General features: G+C 46.8%; 11 protein-coding genes. 4 read left to right on the top strand and 7 right to left on the bottom strand.

Annotation, left to right across the window (positions count from 1 at the left end; translation table 11 throughout):
• Position 1: 1 nt before the first annotated feature.
• Both ACLWMH_RS00920 and ACLWMH_RS00915 read right to left on the bottom strand, forming a co-directional pair.
• Positions 2-2,323, bottom strand: coding sequence for an outer membrane beta-barrel protein (locus tag ACLWMH_RS00920; RefSeq protein WP_411914888.1), 2,322 nt, complete (start codon positions 2,321-2,323; stop codon positions 2-4).
• A 366-nt stretch (positions 2,324-2,689) separates the two neighbouring features.
• Positions 2,690-4,321 (bottom strand): SulP family inorganic anion transporter, encoded by a 1,632-nt coding sequence (locus tag ACLWMH_RS00915; RefSeq protein WP_411915591.1) that lies wholly within the window; start codon positions 4,319-4,321, stop codon positions 2,690-2,692.
• 258 nt (positions 4,322-4,579) lie between these two features.
• Here ACLWMH_RS00915 and ACLWMH_RS00910 point away from each other — a divergent pair, with 258 nt between their 5' ends.
• The 4 genes from ACLWMH_RS00910 (at position 4,580) to ACLWMH_RS00895 (ending at position 8,586) form a co-directional block, all read left to right on the top strand.
• Complete coding sequence (locus tag ACLWMH_RS00910; protein WP_411914887.1) at positions 4,580-4,882, top strand: restriction endonuclease subunit S domain-containing protein; 303 nt, start codon at positions 4,580-4,582, stop codon at positions 4,880-4,882.
• 36 nt (positions 4,883-4,918) lie between these two features.
• Positions 4,919-5,236, top strand: coding sequence for a cell division protein ZapA (gene zapA, locus ACLWMH_RS00905; RefSeq protein WP_411914886.1), 318 nt, complete (start codon positions 4,919-4,921; stop codon positions 5,234-5,236).
• Between the two features lie 129 nt (positions 5,237-5,365).
• The gene (rny, locus tag ACLWMH_RS00900; RefSeq protein WP_411914885.1) at positions 5,366-7,000 is read left to right on the top strand and encodes a ribonuclease Y; all 1,635 of its coding nucleotides are present in this window, start codon (positions 5,366-5,368) and stop codon (positions 6,998-7,000) included.
• A 2-nt stretch (positions 7,001-7,002) separates the two neighbouring features.
• Entirely contained in the window at positions 7,003-8,586 is a 1,584-nt protein-coding gene (locus ACLWMH_RS00895) for a peptide chain release factor 3 (protein WP_411914884.1), read from the top strand.
• A 29-nt stretch (positions 8,587-8,615) separates the two neighbouring features.
• Here ACLWMH_RS00895 and ACLWMH_RS00890 read toward each other — a convergent pair whose 3' ends face one another.
• The 5 genes from ACLWMH_RS00890 to ACLWMH_RS00870 form a co-directional block, all read right to left on the bottom strand.
• Positions 8,616-9,473, bottom strand: coding sequence for a phosphatidate cytidylyltransferase (locus tag ACLWMH_RS00890; RefSeq protein WP_411914883.1), 858 nt, complete (start codon positions 9,471-9,473; stop codon positions 8,616-8,618).
• A gap of 41 nt (positions 9,474-9,514) precedes the next feature.
• A complete protein-coding gene (gene ftsH, locus ACLWMH_RS00885; RefSeq protein ID WP_411914882.1) occupies positions 9,515-11,605 on the bottom strand; it encodes an ATP-dependent zinc metalloprotease FtsH in 2,091 nt (696 codons plus the stop codon).
• 85 nt (positions 11,606-11,690) lie between these two features.
• Complete coding sequence (locus ACLWMH_RS00880) at positions 11,691-13,484, bottom strand: membrane dipeptidase (RefSeq protein WP_411914881.1); 1,794 nt, start codon at positions 13,482-13,484, stop codon at positions 11,691-11,693.
• Positions 13,465-15,426, bottom strand: a complete 1,962-nt coding sequence (gene gyrB, locus ACLWMH_RS00875) for a DNA topoisomerase (ATP-hydrolyzing) subunit B (RefSeq protein WP_411914880.1) — start codon at positions 15,424-15,426, stop codon at positions 13,465-13,467. Before gyrB ends, ACLWMH_RS00880 begins: the two co-directional genes overlap by 20 nt.
• Before the next feature lie 408 nt (positions 15,427-15,834).
• The gene (locus ACLWMH_RS00870) at positions 15,835-17,256 is read right to left on the bottom strand and encodes a TrkH family potassium uptake protein (RefSeq protein WP_411915590.1); all 1,422 of its coding nucleotides are present in this window, start codon (positions 17,254-17,256) and stop codon (positions 15,835-15,837) included.
• Between the last annotated feature and the right edge of the window lie 17 nt (positions 17,257-17,273).

The following is a 17,273-nucleotide window of genomic DNA, read 5'->3' as shown; positions in this document are numbered from 1 at the left end:
CCTACAGAATGGGTCTTTCCGTATTGAGCGTTGCCGCCTGCTCTCGCTTAACCGGTTTGAGTACATCTCCGGCGGAAAACGAATACGAAGCGGTAAACACGAGGCGAGTTTTCGGGGAGCAGTCAATACGAAGCAGCTCCGTTTTGTTTCCCGTCCTCATTACAAGCGTATCGTTATTGTTCACAAGGTTGTTCACTGCGATGCTCAATTGCAATCGATCTTTCAGTAGCGAGGCATAACAGCCCACATCCAATCCGTATCTTGCTCCGATGGTATAGCCCAATCGCTTTTGAGCCGTCTCGCCTGAGAAAGCGATGGTCAAGCCTAACCATTTGGTAAGCGTAAACTGATGCGTAGTAGAGCCTCCTACTAAAAAGTTCTGTACGCTGTAGTTGGGCATCCATTCACGGTCGTAACGGAAGTAAAGCTTGTTGTTCGTGCGCCAAAAGGGGAACAGCGTTTTGCTGAAACCGGCGGAGGCATAGTGCGCCCATTGGGTGCCTACATTGTCCGGTTTGGTATAAAAGAGATCGGAGGCACTCTCGTCCCGATAAGTCATAATCCGAACAATGTGCCGCCCATACCGCACCCGATAGGTAAAGCTCCAATCCCGGTTGAGGTAGTAATTGAGTTCACCTTCGTCAAATGTTTCCTGACGGAGTTCGCGATTCCCGATGCTGTACAAGTTCGCTGTTTGATAGGTAGCCACAGGCGAATAGTACCCATAGTTGGGTAACGAGAAGAAATGCCGATACGCCAAACCTATCCCCGATGCCTTTTCCGGATTAATCATATACTGCAGCAGCAGATTGGGGTACAGTCCTCGGTTAGGCACGGTGTAGTCTAACTTTTGGTTAAGAGCATCGCGGTAGTGCATTATGGTGGTTTGGTACCGTAGGCCGGCTTGCAGGTAGAGCTGCTTGGTCAGCATTTTGCTATACTCTACGTAGGGCGAAAAGTCAAAGCCCGATAGGGTGAACCGCCGCTCCCTGAGTTGCGCCAGTATGGGATTACCGATACCTGTGGCATCGTTGTAATCCGAGGCATAGGCATAGGCAATACCCGCTGCAAGTGTATGCCCTCCGGCAAAGGTAAGCGAAGCGCGCGGATGAAAACTGAGGTAGTGCCGTCGGTTAGTACTCTGTGCCTTCTCGTCGCTATTCATAATGTAGTAGGCACTGGAGTTATCTCGGGAGTGACTATAGGTCAGTGTAGAGGCAATGGTCATGCCTTCATACACATTCAGTCGCCCTTGATAACTTATGCCACCATTCAGATTTAGGCTATGCAGGCGATACCCTTGGGTCAGTATGGGTTGCTTTTGCTCGTTCCGATTAATGGTTTCCTCCTTGGGACAACTATACGTTACCCCACCAAAAGCACCTAAGGCGTGTTGCTTATTGATTTGGTAACGCAGCCCGAAGTTATCCAGTACGGCGTACTCTTTTTTCTCACTTTCAGCAGTCGTGATGGTTGGCACGGCATCGCTTTCGTAGCAATCCTGCCGCTCATATATAGTGGTATAGCGTCCTCCGCCACCCCGCAGCGTATTATAGAGGGATACTTTGGCTTTTTGATATTGCAAAAAGAGCACAGGCCCCACATCCACAACACCCAACTGATCGAACTGTGCGGGCAAGCTGACGGAGCCGAGCAACCCCTCCTGTTCCCTTAGGGTAATCATTAGGATGCCTCCCTTAATATGCTTTCCTAAAGTGACTCCCGGGTTGGGTATTACCTCGATGTGATCCACCATGGATGGGGGAATAGCGTTGAGTTGCTCCGGGGTGATCGCCTGATCGCCAATGTAGATCAAGTTATCCTCCTTGCCGTTGATAAGCAATTGATTGCTGTGCACCTCTACGCTTGGCACGAATCGTAACACCTCCGACATAGTTTTACCCTTGGTAACCGGATTACCTTTGAGACGAACCCGTATATTGCCGTTCGCTTGCAGCTTGGTATGTTTGGCAACCACTTGCACTTCCGATAACTCGATAACGTTTTCCTCTAACGTAATGTTCCTTTCCGTCTTAGGCTGTGCAATAGTAATCTCCTCACTCAACGTTTTGTAACCAATAAAGCGCACTTCCATCCGATAGGTACCCGCTTTGCTTAACGTAAAGCGATAATTACCGCGCGTATCACTCACCGTACCGAGTAGCTGGGTATCTGCGCTATCGCTCTTTAGTGTGAGCGTGGCGCCCGGTATAGGCGTTCCGTCACTCATAGCGACGAATCCCTTCAATTCATAAGACGCTTCCTGCGCACCGAGCGGCAGGCAGAGCACTACAAGCATCAGAGTGAGTAGCAGTTTTTTCATGTTTCAGTGTTGTCTCCTTAAATGAATAGGGACTCACTTCGCCCCCTTTAGCCCAACGAACAAAATGCCGAAGCCGGCGAACTGCTCGCCCACCATTTTCTCAATTGAGCTGTGTTTTATCTAATTAATTACCTTATTGCGCAGCAAATGTACACAAAAAAAAAAAAAACAAAAAGCAATAAGGCGTGTGACTATTCTGCGCGTTACACTCTTTTTAGCGTATATTTTCCCCGACAAAAAGCTCCTAATGTTTCATTTAAAACATCTCAACCTTTCGTTTGAAACTTATAGATCTTTCAAGTAAAAGATCTATACCTTTCAAGTGACCTACTTATGTCTATTTTTTATGCTCTACAAAGCGGTGGGTTAATGGGCTTCGGCAGGATTAATCAATTCATCGGCACGCTCTAAAGCATGATGTATATCGTTGCATATATTCTCTTTACCGATCATATCAGGCACATGCGATTTATACAACCTTTTGCTTACACTTTCGTTCACTCCCGATAAGACAATTTGTATTCTCTCTTTCTGCGCTCTTCGACAAAGCATTTCCAGATTGTTTATACCGGTAGAGTCCATAAATGGTACTTTGCGCATGCGTATAATCCTCACTTTAGGCTTGTCGCCCATCTCGCGTGTAAGGTCATCAAATTTATTTGCCACCCCGAAAAAGAAGGGTCCCTCAATCTCGTACACCTCTACCCCTTTGGGTATGTGTAGTAGACTATTTTTCAGATTATCCGCGTCATACTCCACACCCTTTAGCACATCAAGTTTACCGGAGTCTTGCGATATGGTAGTGCTTTCATTCATACGCTTCATGAAAATGAATACGGAGAGCAACAAGCCGATAGCGATGGCTATGGTCAGATCAAAGATAACCGTTAGAAGGAACGTCGCCATCAACACGATAAAGGTTTCGCGAGACTGCTTCGAAAGTGATATAAAGGAGCGCCATTCGCTCATATTGTAGGCAACCACCACCAATACACCGGCCAAGCAAGCCATAGGTATATGCTTCGTCAAGTCGCCCAAGAAGAGCAGTATAAGCAGTAACACAACGGCATGAATAATGCCGGCAATAGGTGTTTTACCCCCATTATTTATATTGGTCATGGTACGTGCGATGGCACCCGTGGCCGGTATTCCCCCAAAGAAAGGCGTGATTATATTGGCTGCACCTTGCGCTATCAGCTCCATATTGGAGTTGTGCCGCTCTCCCGTAACCCCATCGGCCACAGTAGCCGACAATAACGACTCAATTGCACCGAGCATAGCAATTGCAAATGCTGACGGGAATAGCGTTCTCATACTCTCCAGCGTGATTCCTATCGGAGCCATTTTGGGTAGTGTGGCACTGATTTTATATCGATCACCGATCGTATCAATTCCTTCCACTCCGGCATAGTGGCGCATTAGGTAAACAATTAACGTCATTAGGATGATTGCCACTAAAGAGCCGGGGATCTTCTTAAATATTTTTGGGGAAAGAAAGATAATTACTACACTCACAAGGCCTATTATCGTAGACCAAATGTCTATAGTGTGGAAATGCTCAAAATAGACCCCCCACTTGGCAATGAAATCAGAAGGCACATGCTCAATGCTAAGCCCAAAAAGATCTTTTATCTGTGTAGAAAAGATCGTTAGCGCAATACCACTGGTAAAGCCGACTACAATGGGATGGGGGATGAATTTTATTACCGATCCTAGCTTCATGACGCCCATTAAGAGCAGCATAATACCGGCCATTACCGTGGCAATCGCCAAGCCTTGCAGACCAAACTTCTCGACTATGCCGTACACAATGACAATAAAGGCACCCGTAGGACCACCTATTTGCACGGAGCTTCCCCCAAGGAACGAGATGATAAAGCCTGCAATAATGGCAGTGATAATCCCTTTTTCGGGTGTCACACCCGATGAGATACCGAATGCAATTGCCAAAGGCAGTGCTACGATCCCCACAATGATACCGGCCATTAGATCGGCCATAAACTTCTCCCGATTATAATTTTTGAGGGAGGTTAACAGTGCCGGCTGAAAATCCTTAAAAATATCTGCTCGCATACGTCTATACACAAGATTTCCACAAAGGTAAGGGTTTAATTCTCTCCCTTAATGAGAAAGAGCCTATAGAGCGTGCGGAGAGGAGGATTTATATGCTTCGAAGAGCCGTTATCACAATAAAATGAGAATAAAAGAGTATCTTTGCGGAAGTAAAAGCGCGCTGCAATTGCGTGTGGAAGGGCAATGACACAAAAAGAAGAGCTCTATTTGCAGGAACTGGATCAGTTAATCCGACGTTTAGAGCATTTGGTGGAGAAACAGCAAGCCAAAATAGAAAGCCAACAGGCAGAAATACAACGCTTGGAGGGCATTCGAGATAGCCTGCTGCACGAGACAGAGCATCTACGCCAAAGAAATAGTCACCTGCTCACTTCGCGCCTAATTGTGGCGGATGATGGCGATTGGCTTATGGCCAGGAGTCGCTTAGAACGCTTACAAGAGACTATAAAAAAGGCGATTAAAAGCCTCGAAACGGAGATAGAATAAGGATAAAGCACCTTGGTGCGACATTAAAGTTAAGAGATGCCCCCCATTCAAGAAAAGCAGCGGATTAGTCTATTGGTAGACCGCACCGAGCTCAGCTTGGTGGTAGCACCTCGTGAGGAACCCCTTTACCGACGAGCACGAGATCTATTCAATGAACGGGTCAATGCCTATCGAGCTAAATACGGCTCTATAGCTGCAAATGCCGATGATGATACGCCCCGCTTGATGGCTGCCATAGAGACAGCTATTCAGCTTGAGATCATTAAGAGTGAAAAGGATCCTCAACCTGTTGAAGCGCACTTAGAAAAATTGTGTAAGCGCACAGCCGCTTTTTTAGAGCGGTTCGAGGTTTAAGCACTATTCCACTCGCTCCCTCTATATAGTATTCCCTGTAAGCACTCTGCACTCATTCCCTTTATAGGGCGATTTTTACCTTTTACTTAACAAGCTCTCGATAGGGAGCATAGCAGAGAAAATGCAGGTATGCAGAAGACGATAATTTTTACAGCTATCGCGGTGATTGTGGTACTGGCAGTCATCGGGGTGCTATTATTTAAGGAGATCCTCAAACGAGCTTCAAAGCTGAGCAAACAGCAAATCGCAGAGGCTACGCAAAATGCCAAAGCAATTGTAGCCAAAGCAGAAGAAGAGGCTGCCGCACGTTGCGATCGCGCTGAAAAAGAGTCACAGGAGATGGAGCAGCGCACGCGCCAACGCGAGAGCGATAAGCGCCGCAATTTCGATCGTGAGCTGCGAGCTCTCAAAGAATCACAGGAGGCGGATTACGCAAGACGCAGGCAAATCGTAGAAGAGAAGCAGACTGAAATACAAAATCTGGAGCTAGAGCTGAACCGTGACAGAAGCGAAATCGGACGGCGAACCGGAGAGCTGGAAGCATTACGTGAAAGCTTAGAAAAGCAACAGGAGATCATCACGTCCAAGGAACATGAATTAGAAGCGCTTATAGCCGAGAACAAGCGTAGCTTGGAACAAATATCCGGACTGAGTGCCGCTGAAGCTAAGCAGCATCTAATTGACGCCATGACACAGGAAGCTCGCGAAGAAGCACAAGCCTACATCAATGAAATCGTTGAGGAAACTAAGATGAACGCTTCAGGCGAAGCAAAGAAGATCATCATCCAAAGTATCCAACGAGTTGCTACCGAAACAGCCATTGAAAATGCTGTAACTGTATTCCACATTGACAATGACGATGTGAAAGGGCGTATCATAGGAAGAGAAGGGCGCAATATTCGTGCTTTGGAGGCAGCTACAGAGGTGGAGATCATTGTAGACGATACCCCTGAAGCAATTGTTCTCTCGGCCTTTGACCCCGTGCGAAGGGAAATAGCACGCCTAGCCCTACATCAGTTGGTACAAGATGGACGTATTCATCCCGCACGTATCGAAGAGGTGGTGGAGAAGGTGCGAAAGCAAGTTGAAGAAGAGATCGTTGAAACAGGAAAACGCACTTTGATCGATCTCGGGATTCACGGCATGCACCCCGAATTGGTTCGCTTGATTGGGAAAATGAAATATCGTTCCTCCTATGGACAGAATTTGCTACAGCATTCCCGCGAAACAGCTAACCTATGTGCTGTAATGGCATCTGAGCTGGGATTGAACCCGAAGAGAGCAAAACGCGCCGGACTACTGCATGACATTGGCAAAGTACCTGATGACGAACCCGAGCTTACGCACGCTATACTGGGAATGAAACTTTGCGAAAAGTATAAGGAAAAACCCGATATCTGCAACGCAGTAGGTGCACACCACGATGAAGTGGAAATGACGAGCTTGATCGCACCTATTGTGCAAGTATGCGATGCCATTAGCGGAGCAAGACCGGGTGCTAGACGCGAAATAGTAGAGGCCTATATCAAGAGATTGAATGATTTGGAACAATTGGCTCTCTCCTACCCCGGAGTAGTTAAAACATATGCGATACAGGCAGGACGTGAGCTGCGCGTAATCGTAGGCGCTGAACAAACAGATGATGCAGCTACCAGTCGGCTTTCTGCACAAATTGCCCAACGCATACAGGATGAAATGACCTATCCCGGGCAAGTCAAAATTACAGTAATTCGAGAAACACGCTCCGTAAGCGTTGCTAAATAAGTATGGCTTCATTAGAAGAAGAGATTCGCAGAAGGCGTACTTTCGCCATTATTTCCCATCCGGATGCAGGGAAAACTACGCTTACCGAAAAACTCCTACTCTATGGTGGTGCTATTCATGTAGCCGGTGCGGTTAAGAGCAATAAGATCCGTAAGACTGCCACCAGTGACTGGATGGAGATAGAGCGCCAGCGAGGAATCTCCGTAGCTACCAGTGTGATGGGCTTCGAGTATGAAGGGTACAAGATCAATATCCTCGACACCCCCGGACACGAAGACTTTGCGGAAGATACTTTCCGTACGCTCACCGCAGTCGATAGCGTTATCATTGTGGTAGATAGTGCTAAGGGGGTTGAAAAGCAGACACGACGCCTGATGGAGGTCTGCCGAATGCGAAGCACTCCTGTGATTGTATTCATCAACAAGCTGGATAGAGAGGGGCGAGACGCCTTTGACTTACTCGATGAGTTAGAGGCTGAGTTAGCCATGCAGGTATGCCCTATGACATGGCCTATCGGTATGGGTGAGCGATTCAAAGGCGTGTACAATCTCTTCAAAAGCTCTCTGTCACTCTTCAAAAGTGACAAGCAACATGTCGCCGAAGAGGTTGTGGAAATTGATTCCTTGGAAGACCCGGCACTTCACCAATACATAGGCGAAGAGAGTACCCACCGCCTTCGCGAAGAGAGCGAACTAGTACGAGGATGCTACCCGAAACCCGATTTAGAAGCCTACAGAAAGGGACAGCAAGCGCCTGTATTCTTTGGATCTGCACTCAATAACTTCGGGGTAAAAGAGCTTCTGCAAACCTTCATTGAGATAGCGCCAAGCCCTAAAGACACGATGGCTCAGGAGCGCGTTGTATCGCCATACGAACCGACTTTCTCAGGCTTTGTATTTAAGATACACGCCAATATGGACCCGAATCACAGAAGCTCAATCGCTTTTGTAAAGATCTGCTCAGGCTGCTTTCGAAGGAACGAGTACTACCGCCACCTACGCTTGGACAAAAAGTTTCGTTTTGCGGCACCAACCGCCTTTATGGCGCAGAAGAAAGAGATCGTAGAAGAAGCCTTTGCAGGGGATATAGTGGGACTTCCCGACACGGGAAACTTTAAGATAGGCGATACCCTTACAGAGGGAGAAGAGCTTCACTTTAAAGGATTACCCTCCTTCTCTCCGGAGCTTTTCCAGTACATTGATAATGCCGATCCGATGAAACAAAAGCAATTAGCTAAAGGGATTGAGCAGCTTATGGGCGAAGGTGTGGCACAGCTCTTTATCAATACTTTCAACAATCGCCGGATCATCGGCACAGTGGGACAACTTCAATTTGAAGTAATCAAGTTCCGACTCCTTCATGAATACGGAGCTGAATGTAGATGGACTCCTATTTCCCTGTACAAAGCCTGCTGGATAGAGACAGATGATTCCACCGCCTTGGAGCACTTCAAACTACGCAAAGTGCAACAAATGGCACGCGATATAGAGGGGAGAGATGTATTCTTGGCAGAATCACCCTATCTGCTTCGTATGGCGGAGGAAGAGTTTCCCTCCATTCGCTTTCATTTCACAAACGAATTCTGACAATAGGGAACAAAAGCACTCCCGAAAATTTAGCACGTGTGTGCCAATAGATACAGAATAAAGGCGGTAGGCAGCGCCATTAAGTAGCTGTCTATACGGTCTAATATTCCCCCATGCCCCGGGATTAAGTGGCCCGAATCTTTCACTCCGGCACGACGTTTCAGCATAGACTCAAATAAATCCCCCAACACACTCATTAAACTCACCAAAAGCCCAAAAATGGTACAGCTATACCATGTGTAGGCTCCATAGGCAGAAGGGAAGAAAATAGGGAAAAACGAAGCCACTATCGCCGCAAAAGCGACTCCGCCTACAACCCCTTCTATGGTCTTTTTAGGAGAAAGAGCAGGCCAAAGCGGATGCCTTCCAAAAGCCATTCCTGTCAGGTATGCAGCACTATCGGCAATCCATACAATGAGGAATACAGCTATTATACGGCTCCCCGTAAAAACACACTCCCCAGTAGGTAGCTTTTGATAGGACAGATAAGCAGTTAGGAAAACAGGTACTCCTATATAGGTCAGCATCATCAACGAGTTACCTATATTAGGAAGCTCAGCGTCCTTGTCTGAAAACAAACTCTTCAATAGGGTATAAAGCAAATATACCACCAGCGGCAACCACACTTCAGGCAGATACATTCCCTTCGCTACCAACATTCCGTTGAGCAACATCCACACAGCTATTATTCCATCGAGGATTGTCCGCAACGGACGAGTTCGATTGATGGAGGTTAACTTGTTAAACTCCACCACTGCCGTAAATGCGATAAAGGAAAAGACAATAGCAAAGAGCCATTCGCTTTGCAGCAGGAATGGGACAAGTATCAATAGTACATAGACTGCTCCGAAAACTGTCCTTACGAAGATATTACTCAGGGCTCGCATGGCTCTTGTTCACTATTATTCTAATATTATAAAAATGCTCCTCAACGAGGCTCCAAAAGACGTGGATCAATGGGAGGAGGTAACGGACGATTCTCCTTGGGCGCTTCTTCTGTCTCTCCGGGCGTAACGGATTGAGCATTTGAATTCCCCTCTGTATCCTTGGTATCAGCTTCTTTACTTTTTTGTTCTGCATCTTCTCGTGCCAGTGCATCAGCACGAGACTCCCATGCCCGCTTCCCTAAGATACGTTCTACATCCTCGGTATATATCACCTCTTTGTCAAGTAATTGATCGGCAATTTGATGATGCCCTTCCACATGCTCTCGCAGAATACTCTTGGCGCGCTCATATTGTTCGTTGATAATACGAAGTACCTCCGCATCAATCAGCTCACTCGTTTTGTCGCTATAAGGCTTACTAAAGCCATACTCATCCTGAGGGTCGTAGTAATTAATGTTGGGCAGCTTTTCACTCATGCCATAGTAAGTAACCATAGCTCTCGCTAATTTAGTCACCCGCTCCAAGTCATTGGCGGCACCTGTAGAGATTCTATTCAAGAAAAGCTCTTCAGCAGCTCGCCCTCCCAATAGACTGCACATCTCGTCCAACAGAACCTGTTCGTGGGTTATCTGCCGTTCTTCCGGCATATACCAAGCGGCACCTAAGGCCTTTCCTCGAGGCACAATAGTAACCTTAACCAGAGGATTGCCATACTGCAGCATCCAGCTCACGGTAGCGTGTCCGGCTTCATGAATAGCGATACTGGAGCGTTCCTCTTGTGTAATGATACGGGACTTTTTCTCCAAACCGCCAATTATTCTATCTACGGCATTATTAAAATCCTCTTTATCAATAGCTTTTTTCTTACCCCTTGCTGCAATTAGAGCCGCTTCATTGCATACATTTGCTATATCAGCACCGGAGAATCCCGGAGTCTGCCTTGCAAGTAGCTCCACATCCACATCATTGCTTAGCTTAAGGCCTTTCATGTGAACACCGAATATCTCTTTTCTATCATTAATATCGGGCAGATCCACACTTATTTGTCGGTCAAAACGTCCGGCACGCAATAATGCACTATCCAGTACATCTACACGGTTGGTTGCAGCCATCACAATGACTCCGCTATTGGAGTCAAATCCGTCCATCTCGGTAAGTAACTGATTGAGGGTACTCTCTCGTTCATCATTGCCGCCGAGGTTACTGCTCTTTCCTCTAGCGCGTCCCACGGCATCTATTTCATCAATAAAGACTATGCAGGGCGACTTTTCTTTGGCTTGAGTAAATAGGTCGCGTACACGGCTTGCCCCTACGCCAACAAACATTTCTACAAAGTCACTCCCGGACATAGAGAAGAAAGGCACATGAGCTTCTCCTGCCACTGCCTTAGCTATCAAAGTCTTACCGGTTCCCGGAGGACCTACCAAGAGTACGCCCTTTGGTATTTTTCCCCCCAATCGGGTAAACTGCTCCGGCTCACGCAAGAAGTCTACAATTTCCTTTACTTCCTGCTTTGCTTCATTAAGGCCGGCCACATCTTTGAAGGTCACATTTACCTTAGCTCGGTCATAAAGCTTAGCCTTACTCTTTCCCACAGAGAAAATACCTCCACCGCCTTTACTATTCTGCGCACTCATTCGGCGCATGATATAGATCCAGAAGAAGATGAGAAGTAGGAAGGGTATCGTATTTAACAAAATAGATCCCCAAGGGAAGCTACGCGCTGCATAAACTATTTCAGCCGATATTTCCTGTCCGTCGGTAAACTCACTAAAGCGGTCCACGGAGGGGATCTGTGTCACCACTTCATACTCGACGGCATTACTTCGGGGAGTCGTATTCCCTATACGGCGTATTTCCTGACGACTAAAGACCTCGCTTAACTTATTGTCTGCTACTGTACCCACCGCTGTCAGGTTCTGCCTATCCACGGTTATTTTAGAAAAGGCATTCTCGGTTGCATAGGCTTTAAACTCATTCCAGCTCAGCTCTTTCTGTGCTTTGGATGGTTTGATAAAAAGCAGCCCCAAGAGCGAAACTCCTATGATAAGGTATATCCAAAAAGGATTAAAAGGCGCCTTAGAGCGCTGCGGAGGATTATTTTGGTTCTTATTATTGTGTCCTAAGGGCATTGTATTTCTTGTCTTGATTGGTATATTGCCGGTAATACGCTCTCCGTACTACTATATAACTACTACTTATACAAAAAGTATTCCACTAACGTTGATTTGCTTCCATTACGCGCAGAAAGTTACCTCCCCACAAAGCACGCAAGTCCTGCTCTGAGTAGCCTCGTCTGAGAAGTTCTATGGTAAGCATGATCAAATCATTGCTTCCGCGGAGACCTATTACCCCGCCGCCTCCATCAAAGTCGCTTCCCACACCTACTGCTTGTATGCCTGCTACCTTGACTATATGATCAATATGATCTGCCACTTTGCGCACATCCGCCTCTTCACGGCGAGGCGCTACAAAACTATGATAGAGGCATACTTGTACTACACCTCCTCCTTCTGCAATCTTCCGTATATGCTCATCCGACAAATTTCTTGGATGATTGTAGACGCCCTTAGCGCCCGAATGACTTGCAATAACTGGCTTTTTACTTAACTGAAGTACATCACGAGTCGTTTCAGCAGAAGTGTGGGATACATCCACTAATATCCCCAACTCGTTCATTCTGAGTACAGCTTTCTTTCCAAGTGCACTTAAGCCTCCATGGGTACGCTTACTCTTTTGAGCGGCATCACATATTGCGTTATCTCCATTATGACAAAGTGTTATATAGACCACGCCTAATCTACGAAACTCCTCTAACCGCCCCAAATCGGAACCCATTGCGTAGCCATTTTCTATTGCGGGAGCAATGGCAAGCAGCCCGGCACTTTTAGCTGTCCTTATCTCTTCCGCACTTGTTACATACCTCACAAGCTGCGGATGAGCTACTACTCGTTGCTTCAGTTCATCAAGCTTATCCAATGCATATTGATAGGCTTTGCGCTCCGCTTCGCGAGTCAAGGCCTTTTGTGGAACATAAGCCACCATTAAGGAGGTTGATACTCCTCCCTCACGCATGCGCGGCAAATCAACCTGTGTATTACCTCTTACAGACAAATCAGTCGTAGAGGTAAACTCCATCGGGGTATCGTTATGCGAATCCAACACAATGATATTCTGATGGATTGCTTTAGCGCGCTTGTACAGAGCAGCTTCCTTGACAAAACAGGCAAAGAGCCGTTGCATCGTAGCGTCCCCTTTGGAAGCCATTTGCTCCGGATGCCACTGTACGGCCACTATGTTCTTTTCCGGATAGCCCACTAACCCCTCTATTACCCCATCAGAAGCAGTAGCCACAACGCGCAAGCCCCTTGCCACTCGCTTAACCGCCTGATGATGTAGACTATTAACCATTAGGGGTTGACCCTCAGAAAGACCTAAAATATCACGTAGCTCATTTTTTCCTCCGCTGAGGCGTACTGAGTGTGCCCCATAGGCAAGCTCCACTTTGGGAGCGTGTGCCACTAACTTGGTAGGATACTCGCTCTCGAGATCCTGATAGAGGGTGCCTCCCAAAGCTATGTTGATCAGCTGCATTCCCCTACAAATACCCAGAATGGGAATATTACGTCGCACGGCATAAAGTGCAAGCGGTAGCTCCATTCTGTCACGTCGTACCTGCACATTGCCCAACTTGGGACTTGGCTCTTCGCCATAATAAGCAGAAAGCGAGTCACAGCCCCCGGTCAGCAAAAGCCCATCGATAGTATTCAATAGGGAATCCAACGCGGAAAGATCCTCTGAGATGGGGAGCAGAATAGGTACTCCGCCGGCATCTGCCACTGCTTTCACATAGGCATCTGCTACACTGCTGCCGGCTTCGGTAGCATGCGAAACGAGTCCTATAATCGGCTTAGGGTTATACCCTTGCTGCTCGTCTGCCTCCCTATACAGGGCAGATAAGGCATGAGGCAGATCATCGCTTGGAGCTATATCAAGCGTCGATGCGAGCATAATTAGCGTTATCGGAAATAAATTTCTTACGCGGCTCCACATTTTCACCCATTAATGTTGAGAACAGTGTATCGGCCGAGAGAATATCATCCATCGTGATTTGCTTCAAGATACGCGTATTCGGGTTCATAGTAGTTTGCCACAACTGCTCTTCATTCATTTCACCCAAACCCTTATAGCGCTGTATGTGCACCTTATTTTCATTTCCATCGGCAAAACGCTCTACAAAGGCACGCCTTTGTTGCTCTGTCCAACAATACTCCTCTTCTTTTCCCTTCTTACAGAGGTAAAGCGGTGGAGTAGCTAAATAGACATACCCATCTTCTATCAGCTCACGCATCTTACGGAAAAAGAACGTCAAGATCAAGGTACCGATATGTGCTCCATCCACATCGGCATCGGTCATGATGATCACCTTGTGATAGCGCAACTTCGACAGATTGAGTGCCTTCGGATCGTCCTCCGTACCTACGGTAACCCCTAAGGCAGTGTATATATTTCGTATTTCTTGATTTTCAAAGATTCGGTGCTCTTGCGCCTTCTCCACATTGAGGATTTTTCCTCGAAGGGGCAAAATAGCCTGAAACTCTCTATCTCGTCCCTGCTTAGCCGTACCTCCTGCAGAGTCTCCTTCGACTATAAACAGCTCACACTTAGCGGGATCCTTCGAAGAGCAATCTGCCAACTTTCCGGGCAAGCCACCTCCCGATAGTACCGTCTTGCGCTGTACTAAGCTACGCGCTCTTTCTGCTGCTGTACGCGCCTGTGCTGCAAGTAGTACTTTTTCTACAATCAGTTTTGCCTCCTCCGGATGCTCTTCAAGGTATTCCGACAAAGCCTCTCCCACTACTTTATCGACAGCGGGTGCCACATCGCTATTTCCAAGCTTTGTTTTGGTTTGTCCCTCAAATTGTGGATCCTTTACCTGTACACTGATCACAGCAGTCAATCCTTCGCGGAAGTCATCGCCCACAACAGTCACTTTGGCTTTACTCAACATGCCCGACTGATCGGCATACGCTTTAAGCGTGCGCGTTAGAGCACGACGGAAACCTGTAACGTGTGTTCCCCCCTCAATCGTATTAATATCGTTCACATAGCTGTAGACATTTTCTTGGTAGTCTTTGTTGTACGTGATTGCTATATCGATGGGAGGAAAACCCTCTTTAGAGCACTCCACATGTATCGGTGTGGGCAAGAGTGGCTCTCTATTGCGATCCAAATAAGCTACAAACTCTACCAATCCCTGCTCAGAAAAGAACTCCTCCGAGCGATAGTTACCATTCTCAAGCTGCTCTCGCTCATCCGTTAGACGAAGACGAAGACCAGCATTAAGGAAAGCCAACTCGCGCAGATGACGAGCCAATAAATCAAACTTATATTCGGTAGCCGTAAAAATGGTATCATCAGGATAGAAAGTAATGATAGTACCACTACCATCTGCGGTGCCTACCTCCTGTACAGCAGCCTCAGGCTTACCCTCATGATAGGTCTGACGATACAATTTGCCATCTCGCTTAACCTCTGCTACCAATTTTTTGGAAAGAGCATTCACACAAGAAACACCCACTCCGTGCAAACCTCCGCTGACCTTGTAATTTGATTGGTCGAACTTACCTCCGGCATGCAATGTAGTCATCACCACTTCCAAAGCACTACGGTGCTCCTTTGGGTGCATATCGACCGGTATTCCTCGGCCGTTATCCGTTACACGAATGGCATTTCCGGGAAGTATCCGCACATCTATATCGGTACAATACCCGGCCAGAGCCTCATCCACAGAGTTGTCCACTACCTCGTTTACCAAGTGGTGAAGGCCTCGCTCACTTATATCTCCGATGTACATGGCCGGACGCTTGCGGACTGCCTCCAAACCTTCCAATACTTGTATCTTATCGGCAGAGTATGTACTCTCGCCTCCGGGTCTGCTATTCTGTATCATTTTCCTTTCTTCCTCTGAATACTCAATTAAAGGAATACCACCCATCACACTGCTCAGCCAACGAATCTACTGATCACCAAAAATGACTCTTCCTTGTCCGGCCTTTCCGACAAGCTGCGATTCGCTACTATATTTGTGTGCAAGGTACTACCTTCACTTATACAAAGGTACGAAAAAATGCGCTTCCTTTCTGCGCCTTTGATACCTTTCTACACACTATAGGCAGATCCCTATAAAAGTCCATAAAAAAAGATCTATACCTCTCATTCAAAAGGTTCTGATTTTTCAAATGAAAGTTATAGATCTTTTGCGGGAAACTTATAGATCTTTTTTACGCAGGTATTTTATTCTGTTTTTCTATTAGATCCAGCTCCACCTGCAGACATGCAAAAGAGCCTTAAAAAAGTGTTATTTCCGCCAAAAAGAGGGCACAAAAATTCCTATCAGTGTAAATACTTCCAAGCGACCGGCCAACATAACAAGGCTTAATACGACCTTTTCAAAACTTCCGGCTAAAGAGAAGTTCATAGCATGGGGACCAAATGAGGGACCTACATTAGAGATACAGGTTACTGAGTCACTCACTGAAGAGAGGAAGCTATTGCCCCCCAAACAAAGCAAAAACGTACTAATAATGATTACTCCCAAATAGAGTCCTACAAAGGCAAGCACCTGTATAACCACATCAGTATCCACCGCCTTACCATTAAAACGCACATTGGTAACCATACTGGGATGGATACGCTTTTTGAACTCATTGCTGAGGTTCTTTACCATGACCATAAAACGCCCTATTTTAAATCCACCGGAGGTAGAACCGGCACAGCCGCCCACTGTCATCATAATGATCGCCAAAGAAAAGAAAAACGAATGCCATTCATTCACATTTTCCGCAGTTACAAAGCCCGTACTGCTTGTAAGTGTAACCACTTGGAAAATAGACCGACGGAAAGCCAACTCAGGGGAGGAGTATATATTTTTAAGGAACAGCCACAAGAATGTAGCCACTATAAAGAATGCCAAAAAGCCCACAAACCAACTAAACTCCTCTTCCCGATAGAGCCGCTTTAAGCTTCGATGCGCAAGACTCATGTAAATCCACGTAAAGTTGATACTGCCGATGAACATGAATAGAGTAAGCACGTACTCCACATACGCTGAATTGAAGTGGAGCACTCCATTATTGTGCGTGGAGAAGCCTCCGGTAGAAATACAGGAAAAGGCATGACAAACCGCATCAAATAGATTCATAGGACCTGCCCACAAGAGCAACACGAGCAGCAGTGTAAGTCCCACATAAACCCCCCACAAACGTCTTGCCACTTCAGCTATTCTCGGCAAAAAACGCTCATGCTTGATGCCTGTAGTCTCTGCATTATAGAGCGAAGAGCCCCCGACACTATTCACTTGCGGAAGAGCAAGCGTAAAGAAAATAATACCAATACCTCCCTGCCACTGCGTCATACTACGCCAAAGCAACAAAGCGTGAGGAAGGTTTTCTATCTCTTCAAATACGGTAGCCCCGGTCGTTGTAAACCCCGATACAGTCTCAAAGAATGCATCTGCTACTGTGGGTACATAGCCACCAAATACAAAAGGCAGCATACCGATGGATGAGAGGGTAATCCAGCTCAAGGTCACAGCCAGCATGCCCTCTCGGCTACCCACATGTTGCCTGTGCTTTGTATGATCTTTTCCCCAAGATCTTAGCAGCAAGGCAACTGCGACCATGATTAGAGCAGTCCATAGGAAAGGCCCTAAAGAACTCTCTCTGCATAAGAGTGAGACAAGCACACAGAGTAGCAAAAAGCCACTCTCCAGAAGGCACATATTGCCTATTGCATAGG

It is taken from the genome of Porphyromonas miyakawae, from assembly GCF_045865415.1.
Lineage (GTDB): Bacteria > Bacteroidota > Bacteroidia > Bacteroidales > Porphyromonadaceae > Porphyromonas > Porphyromonas miyakawae.
The sequence above is the reverse complement of the archived record's forward strand: the minus strand, read 5'-3'. Positions and strand labels throughout refer to the sequence as shown.